Below are 6,732 nucleotides of genomic sequence, written 5' to 3'. Positions count from 1 at the left end.
GTTTTTGAAGTACCCCGCATTGAGACGTTGCCAAATCCGGCGCGTGTCAGCCGGGTGGGGGACATGTTTGAGCCGAAGGCGAGTTTTGTCCCCCACCCGGCTGGCATGCGCCGGATTTGGGGACCCGACCGAAGGGAGGGCAACGGCTTTGCGGTCGCCTTTTCTTTGCTTACTTTCTTTTGGCGAAGCAAAAGAAAGTGAGCGGCTGCCGGGCCGCTCCCGGCTAGCGTCCACGGAGTAGAAAAAGTTTTAGCAATCCACAGACCGTTCTTGGATTTCCGCCGCATATACTCCGTAGCCCGTTAAATAGGGTCGGAGTAATTTTCGCAAACGGCCGCGAAAAAAAACTCCGACCCTATTTAACTAAGTTACCGTTGCTTTTGGCATTCCCTCCGTGGAGGTCGCCAAATCAGATCGAGCTTAGAACGCTATCGCACCTACGTCGTAGAACGTCAAATGGGGTCAGAGTAATTTTCGCAAAGGACGCGAAAAAAAACTCTGACCCCATTTGACTGCTACCGGAGTAGCGCAATCGCTTTTCTTTATTTGGTGGCGGCTTTTAGCTTGATGTTGCAGTTCTCTTTCAGGAATTTCATCGCGCGTGTGAATTTGAGGTCGTCGTCATCGAGCAGGTATTGCTCCGCCTCCGGCAGGAACTCGTCCTCCCACAAAGACAGCAGGTTATCCTTGATCTCGAACGGCGCCGCATCGCGGATGAACGCCAACACCGCTTCACTTTCGAAACCATGCTCGCGCACCCGCCGAACCATCGCCCGCGCCTCGGTCTCCGACACCGCTGTCTTCGGCTTGATGCCCGCCGCAATGCACATGAAGATCGTCAAACGCGAATAAGGATCTTCCTTGCCCTTGGTAACCTTGCTCCACTCCTTCGACACCAGCGCATCGAACCCGTCCGCATCCTCCAGCCCGCCCTCAAGCACGAAGTAACGCAACTCGATCAGATTCAGCAAGGAATCAAGCCCTACCCCGGCATCTGCCAGCGCATCCTGTTTCTCGATTTCACGCCGCACTTTGCCGGCAATATCGCGATGCTCAACCGGCACATCGTCCAGCAACTGCCGAGGAATTTTCAGCTTGCCGCCGACAACGCCTTCATCGCGCACCGTAGCGACCAGCCTGGCAAACCCCAGCCGCCCAGGAAACTCCTCGGCGCCGCCAAGCCGCGCCAGCAAGGCCGTGCGAATCACAGTCTCTGCCCCGGCAAACTCCAGCGCAGCGCGCTCCACGCCCATGTCATCGGCAAACCACAAAGCCGCCGCCAACACCGCCGCAGCCTCCTCGCGCGACTTCAATTCCTTGCGATAAGCATTCAGGGAAAACGGCTTTGCCAGCGTCCGCTCATCCTGGAATTCCTTGAGCCCCTGGCCCTTGCTATCGCCGAAAATGGTGGAATCCGGCAGCGCATGCAAAGCTTTCAGCATCTCGTTGCCGCCGCGCGAATGCGACAGGAAGGTGTTGTCGCGCAGGGATTCCGCGGCTTTGCGCAGATCGCCGCTGAACGTCTGTTCCAGGTACAGGCTGATCAGGTTGACGATACGCTGCCGCGCATTTTCCAGGTCGGCATGCAGATGGCTGGTGCCGAAAAAGGCGGCCACCTGCACCGTGCCCTTGGCGGCGTCTTCTATCATGGCGCGGCATTTTTCCTGGTCCAGGATGCCGCTCTTGAGACCAAAGCCAAGCGCCTTTTCAAAGAAAGGGCGCTTGTCGATGAGATCGATATTCCGGTGCTTGTCGGACATGGGATGCGTCAGTTCAGGAACGGTGAAAACAGAAACAGCCGATGCTCAGAGCGCCGACTCTTCGCCGGAATCGGCGATGGCCGCGGGCGTTGCGGCAGCAGCGGGACGCACACGCCGCTCCTGCGGCTCCTGCGCCTGCTGCTCCAGCATTTCCTGCTCGGCTTCGCGCCGCAGGCGTTCCTTCATGCGCTTCTTCAGCACCGGCCAGATCTGCTCGAACATGTCGGCATGCTCATGCTTGAGCAGCCAGGTCAGTTCCTTCCAGTCGCGATCGCTGATTTCCGCCTTGTCGACTTCATCGCCTTCTTCCATGCGGTTGACGTTGAAGGTGTCGTAGGTGACGAAATGCACGACTTCTTCGTCGCGATCCGACAGGTAATCGATCAGCGCTTCGCAGCCGCCGTCGACCTCGCCGATGGCTTCGATGAATTCGCCGGTGTGGCTATCGTCGCGGAACAGCACGGCGTTGATCATGCCGCGCAGGCGTATATGGCTATGGTCGCCGTACAGACGTTCCATGACCACGGCGCGCGCGAACTGCTCCGGCGTCACCAGCAGGTTGACCACCGACTCTTTCGAGGTGTCGTATTCGCGGATCACCGCCAGCAGGTCTTTCGGCGGCAGCGTGTCAAGCGCGGCGACCAGGGCGTAATCGCCTTCAGTCTCGGCCAGGCTGACCAAAGCGAATTCGGCCCCGGCGATATCGCCGTTGCGGATCAGGTTTGCTGCTTTTACTACGAGCGCGTTTGTCATGGAATCACAGTGTCAAAATGTTTAAATCAGCCCAGCCGTTCGAAGCCCTGCTCCGCCAGCCAGTCGGCGCCTTCGATTTCCAGGTCGCGGCCGTCTTCTTCGTCTTCCTCGACGCCTTCCACTGCGTCGTCCGATTCGCCATGGGCCGAGTGGCCGTAGACGCCCTGGTAGCTGCCGTTGCTCTTCTCATACAGGTATTCGAGGCAAACGCTGGTGATCAGGAAGCGCTCGCCGCCCGGTTCCTGCAAAGCGATGTCGGCCAGCTTTTGCGCCCACGACTCGAACTGCACCGCATCGGCGACCTCGTTCCAGGAAGGGAAATCGTCAGGCTCTTCGCCCAGCAGCATGGTCAGCTGCTGCGGATTGGTGAAATCGACGCCGCCATGAAACGCCACGGCCACCATTTCCGGATCGGTTTCTATCATCGGCATCATCAGCGCAAACTGCGAGCGCTTGCTCTTCAGGCGCGATGTCAGGATATCGTTGCCTTCGGAATCGCTTTGCAAGTCTTCCAGTTCTGCCTGGTAAGCCTTGGTCAAGTCTTCGAAAAAAGCGGAAAGCATCATTGCATAACCTTGTTCATATAAGTGGTCCAGATTTGTCGGGCGCTCTCAAGCGGATTTTCCAACAGGCTGCGGCGCCGGTTTTCATCGTATTCCTGGCGTTTCACGGCATCCGACAACAGATCGTAGGCTTCCTGCACATCGCGGAAGCGGGCCGGCGCATCGGGCGCGCTATTCCTGTCGGGGTGAAACTCTGAGGCTTTCTTGCGATAGGCGCTTTTCAGCGCGCCGCTCGTTGCATCACTGTCTAGGCCGAGAACGGCGTAATAGTCCTTCATGCGTCCTCACACGTTGGCTTGGCGGTCAGGCCGACTGCCAGACCGTTATCTTGTTACCGATGGAATACTTGCAGGGTAAGCATTTGTTGCCGAGAGAAAACAAACACTTAGGGAGAGACTGCGGAGGATACACGAGCGCAAGCCGGAAGTCGATGCCGCGCGTAGCCGGAAAACCACGGTTTTCAGCGCCCCCCATAGGCAAGCTGCTGCGCCACGAAGCCATCGAAAGCCGTCAGCAGGGGCAAATAGCGCTCCTCATTATGCTCCAGTTGCATCAGGGCGTGGCAAGTCGCCTCCAGCGTGGACAACTGCCCCGGCCGCTGGGCCTTGCGGATCAGGTAGCGCGAGGCCGGCATCGCGGTCGGCATATTCTGCAGCGCCAGGCGCGGCAGCTGCTGCAGCAGCGGATTGAGGTAGAGCATTTTGCGGCTCTTGCGCCAGGTGCCGTCGAGCACCACCAGCCGCAGTTTTTCCGCTTCAGGCAACCGCGCCGGGTCCAGCGGCGGCGGCGCGGCCAGCTGCAAGCTCTGGTCTCCGGGCGTGTCCGGATACAGCAGGACGGTGCGGCCGCCGGGCGGCGCTTGCAGCAGCGCCTGCAACACCGGTTCCGCAAAGGCTTCGCCGACCTCCAGCCGGCTGCCGGGCAGGCTCAGCTGCAGCAGGGCGGCGCTGCCCTTGGCTTGATGGACTTCCAGCGGATGCTGCAGGATCAGCACTTGCACCGCGTGCGCGGTCGGCCTGATCCAGCCGCAGAGGCAAGTGCGCTGCGGCCGCGTGCAGCCAGGGCAGGTGAGGCGTTTGACGGGGTCCGGCTGGGTCATGGTGTAAAGGAATCGATGGCAGCCCCGATTTTAACCACCGTTGGCAGCTGCGTGAGCGCCATGCCCTCGATTTGCACATCAATCAGCACATTAAACTGCTTGAAATCAGCTCCAGCAGGAAATCCGGCCGCAGATAAGCGCGGAAACAGGCTGCCAGCAAAGCCAGCAGCAGGGCGCCGCCGAGCAGGATCGCCAGCCATTGCCTTAAACGCAGGGGTGCCGGCTCAGACATGGACGGGCCTGGCCTGGACCGCGCGGTCGTCGATCGGCAGGCTGATGATGGCCGCCACCGCGCTGAGGCCTATCGCGATGGCCCAGACCGGCTGGTAGCTGCCGGTCATGTCGAACAGCAGGCCGCCCAGCCAGACGCCGAGAAAGCTGCCCAGCTGGTGGCTCAGGAAGACAAAGCCGTACAGGGTGGAAATATATTGGTAGCCGAAGATCTGCCCCACCACGCCATTCGACAGCGGCACCGTGCCCAGCCATATCAGCCCCATGACGGCGGCAAAGACATACGTGGTCAGCGGCGTCGCCGGCAGCAGGACGTAGGCCGCCAGGGCGATGCCGCGGATGCCGTAGATCGCCGCCAGCAGGTATTTCTTGCTGATTTTTTCACCGAAATAGCCGCACAGCCAGGTGCCCAGGATATTCGCCAGCGCCACGATCGCCAGCGCAGTCACGCCCACCGTCGGACTCAGTCCCTGGTCGGCTAGGTAAGCCGGCAAGTGGGTAGCGATGAACGCCAGCTGGAAGCCGCAAGCGAAGAAGCCCAGGGTCAGCAGCAGAAATCCCTTGTGGCGGAAAGCCTGGCTGAGCGCCTGTCGCATGCTTTGGCCGGCGCTGGCCGCAGGCTTGCCGGCGCCGGCCGGCGTGCCGAACGCCAGCGCCGCCATCAGCAGGCACAGGCCGGCGCCGATCAGCAGCGCATGCGACCAGCCCAGATGGCCGATCAAGGCCTGGTTGGAAGGCAGCATGGCAAACTGGCCGAGCGAGCCGAAGGCGCCGACAATGCCCAGCGCCATGCCACGCTGTTGCGCGCTGACGAGCTTGCCGACCGCGCCGTAGACGATGCCGAAACCGGTGCAGCTCTGGGCGACGCCGACCAGCAGTCCGGCGCTGGCCGCCAGCTGCAGTCCGCTGCCGGCTTGCGACATGCCGTACAGGCCCAGTGCATAGCAAATGCCGCCGGCGATGAAGGTGCGCCTGGCGCCGTAACGGTCGGCCAGCATGCCGGTGAACGGCTGGCTGACGCCCCACACCAGATTCTGCAAGGCGATGGCAAAGGAAAACGTGGCGCGCTCCCAGCCCAGATCCATGCTCATCGGCCGCAGGAACAGGCCGAAGCTATGGCGCTGGCCGATGCACAGGAACAGGATCATGCCGAAGCAGGTCAGCATCAGCCAGGTGGCGCGCGGCTTGGCAGTCATAAGGTTTCCGCAGAGGGGGTTGAGATGCGGCGCAAACGCTGCCGTCCGGGAGTCATTTTAGACGCGGCGCAGAAGCAGGATAAGGTAGCGCAGGATCACATCTGCGGTGAAGAAAACTCAACAATAGCGATGACTACTGGCTGCGCCGCTTGAGGAAATCAATCAGCCGCTTGACCCGCGGCGGCGTCATCCGGCCAGGCAGATGCAAGGCGTAGACATGATCGCCGTAGCCGGCATCGACCTGCCACTCGGGCAACAAGCGCAGCAGGCGCCCGGCCTGCACGTCCTGCTTCGCGTAATAGTCTGGCAGGACCGCCATGCCGAGCGAGCGCAGCAGCGCATCGCGCACCACCTGCAATTCATTCGAGACCAACACAGGGGAACGCATCGCCTGCAGCTTCTGCTTGCCGCGCGTGAGCACGATGTCGTGCAGCTGGCTGGCGCGGGCGAAACCGGCCACCGGTATCGCCGAAATATCGGGCACTGCCAGTTCGTCGGCAAAGCGCGCCGCCAGTTCCGGGCTGGCGCACAGCCACCAGGAAATCCCGAACAGCTTCTTGGCCACCACATTTTCCGGCGGCTGCGAGGTCACGCGGATCGCCAGGTCGAACGGATCCCTGGTGATGTCGACCGCGAACTCATTGAGACGCAAATCGACGCTGACCAGCGGATTGGCCTCCATGTATGCCAGGATCAGCGGCCGCAGCCAGACCGTGCCGAGGCCGGACGGCGCCGAGATGCGCAGCAGGCCGGCGCTGTCCTGGTTAAGGCCGTTGGCCAGCAGGTTGGCCTCGCCCAGGGTGTCTGCGATCCGGCCGGCATAGGCCGCCAGGCGGTAGCCGGCGTCGGTCAGACTGACGCTGCGGGTGGTGCGGATCAGCAGCTGGCAGCCGAGCCGCGCTTCAATCGCCTTGATACGGTGGCTGAGCGCGGAACGCGACAGCCCCAGCGCCTCGGCGGCCTTGGTCAGGCTGCCGCCGCTGGCGACATGATGGAAGATGATCAGCGAATTGGCGTCGAGATTGTTCATATTGGTGAGTCATGCTCAACAAAGAGATGATGGCAGCATACCTTATGCCCGCGCCTTTTGCTCTCTACAATCGATGACTTACAGAGCCGCAGTTCGAGGA

At 61.3% G+C, this 6,732-nt stretch carries 9 protein-coding genes; 1 reads left to right on the top strand and 8 read right to left on the bottom strand.

The window, feature by feature from the left end; genetic code table 11:
* The coding region (locus KHU30_RS11535; RefSeq protein ID WP_211442770.1) for a hypothetical protein at nucleotides 1-201 on the top strand (201 nt) is incomplete at its 5' end.
* A 341-nt stretch (nucleotides 202-542) separates the two neighbouring features.
* On the opposite strand, the gene KHU30_RS11530 is transcribed toward KHU30_RS11535, so the two are convergent.
* The 8 genes from KHU30_RS11530 to KHU30_RS11495 all read right to left on the bottom strand — a co-directional run bounded on the left by KHU30_RS11530 (nucleotide 543) and on the right by KHU30_RS11495 (nucleotide 6,632).
* Entirely contained in the window at nucleotides 543-1,760 is a 1,218-nt protein-coding gene (locus KHU30_RS11530) for a hypothetical protein (protein WP_211442769.1), read from the bottom strand.
* Between the two features lie 45 nt (nucleotides 1,761-1,805).
* On the bottom strand, nucleotides 1,806-2,513 hold the full coding sequence (locus KHU30_RS11525; RefSeq protein WP_211442768.1) for a hypothetical protein: 708 nt from the start codon (nucleotides 2,511-2,513) through the stop codon (nucleotides 1,806-1,808).
* 26 nt (nucleotides 2,514-2,539) lie between these two features.
* A complete protein-coding gene (locus tag KHU30_RS11520; protein WP_211442767.1) occupies nucleotides 2,540-3,079 on the bottom strand; it encodes a hypothetical protein in 540 nt (179 codons plus the stop codon).
* Nucleotides 3,076-3,354: a DnaJ domain-containing protein gene (locus tag KHU30_RS11515; protein ID WP_211442766.1), complete on the bottom strand. Its 279-nt coding sequence runs from the start codon at nucleotides 3,352-3,354 to the stop codon at nucleotides 3,076-3,078. The genes KHU30_RS11520 and KHU30_RS11515 overlap by 4 nt, the downstream gene beginning before the upstream one ends.
* 182 nt (nucleotides 3,355-3,536) lie before the next feature.
* On the bottom strand, nucleotides 3,537-4,175 hold the full coding sequence (locus KHU30_RS11510) for a tRNA-uridine aminocarboxypropyltransferase (RefSeq protein WP_211442765.1): 639 nt from the start codon (nucleotides 4,173-4,175) through the stop codon (nucleotides 3,537-3,539).
* A gap of 82 nt (nucleotides 4,176-4,257) precedes the next feature.
* Nucleotides 4,258-4,407, bottom strand: coding sequence for a hypothetical protein (locus tag KHU30_RS11505; RefSeq protein ID WP_211442764.1), 150 nt, complete (start codon nucleotides 4,405-4,407; stop codon nucleotides 4,258-4,260).
* Complete coding sequence (locus KHU30_RS11500; protein WP_211442763.1) at nucleotides 4,400-5,602, bottom strand: MFS transporter; 1,203 nt, start codon at nucleotides 5,600-5,602, stop codon at nucleotides 4,400-4,402. The genes KHU30_RS11505 and KHU30_RS11500 overlap by 8 nt, the downstream gene beginning before the upstream one ends.
* Nucleotides 5,603-5,735: 133 nt before the next feature.
* Nucleotides 5,736-6,632 (bottom strand): LysR family transcriptional regulator, encoded by an 897-nt coding sequence (locus KHU30_RS11495; protein ID WP_211442762.1) that lies wholly within the window; start codon nucleotides 6,630-6,632, stop codon nucleotides 5,736-5,738.
* Between the last annotated feature and the right edge of the window lie 100 nt (nucleotides 6,633-6,732).

Origin of the sequence: Collimonas humicola, assembly GCF_018304945.1 — a bacterium.
Taxonomy (GTDB): Bacteria; Pseudomonadota; Gammaproteobacteria; order Burkholderiales; family Burkholderiaceae_D; genus Collimonas; species Collimonas humicola.
The sequence above is the reverse complement of the archived record's forward strand: the minus strand, read 5'-3'. Positions and strand labels throughout refer to the sequence as shown.

Coding starts and splice junctions, on each gene's coding strand:
- KHU30_RS11495 (WP_211442762.1), bottom strand. CDS start 6,632: ATGAACAATCTCGACGCCAATTCGCTGATCATCTTCCATCATGTCGCC.
- KHU30_RS11500 (WP_211442763.1), bottom strand. CDS start 5,602: ATGACTGCCAAGCCGCGCGCCACCTGGCTGATGCTGACCTGCTTCGGC.
- KHU30_RS11505 (WP_211442764.1), bottom strand. CDS start 4,407: ATGTCTGAGCCGGCACCCCTGCGTTTAAGGCAATGGCTGGCGATCCTG.
- KHU30_RS11520 (WP_211442767.1), bottom strand. CDS start 3,079: ATGATGCTTTCCGCTTTTTTCGAAGACTTGACCAAGGCTTACCAGGCA.
- KHU30_RS11530 (WP_211442769.1), bottom strand. CDS start 1,760: ATGTCCGACAAGCACCGGAATATCGATCTCATCGACAAGCGCCCTTTC.
- KHU30_RS11525 (WP_211442768.1), bottom strand. CDS start 2,513: ATGACAAACGCGCTCGTAGTAAAAGCAGCAAACCTGATCCGCAACGGC.
- KHU30_RS11515 (WP_211442766.1), bottom strand. CDS start 3,354: ATGAAGGACTATTACGCCGTTCTCGGCCTAGACAGTGATGCAACGAGC.
- KHU30_RS11510 (WP_211442765.1), bottom strand. CDS start 4,175: ATGACCCAGCCGGACCCCGTCAAACGCCTCACCTGCCCTGGCTGCACG.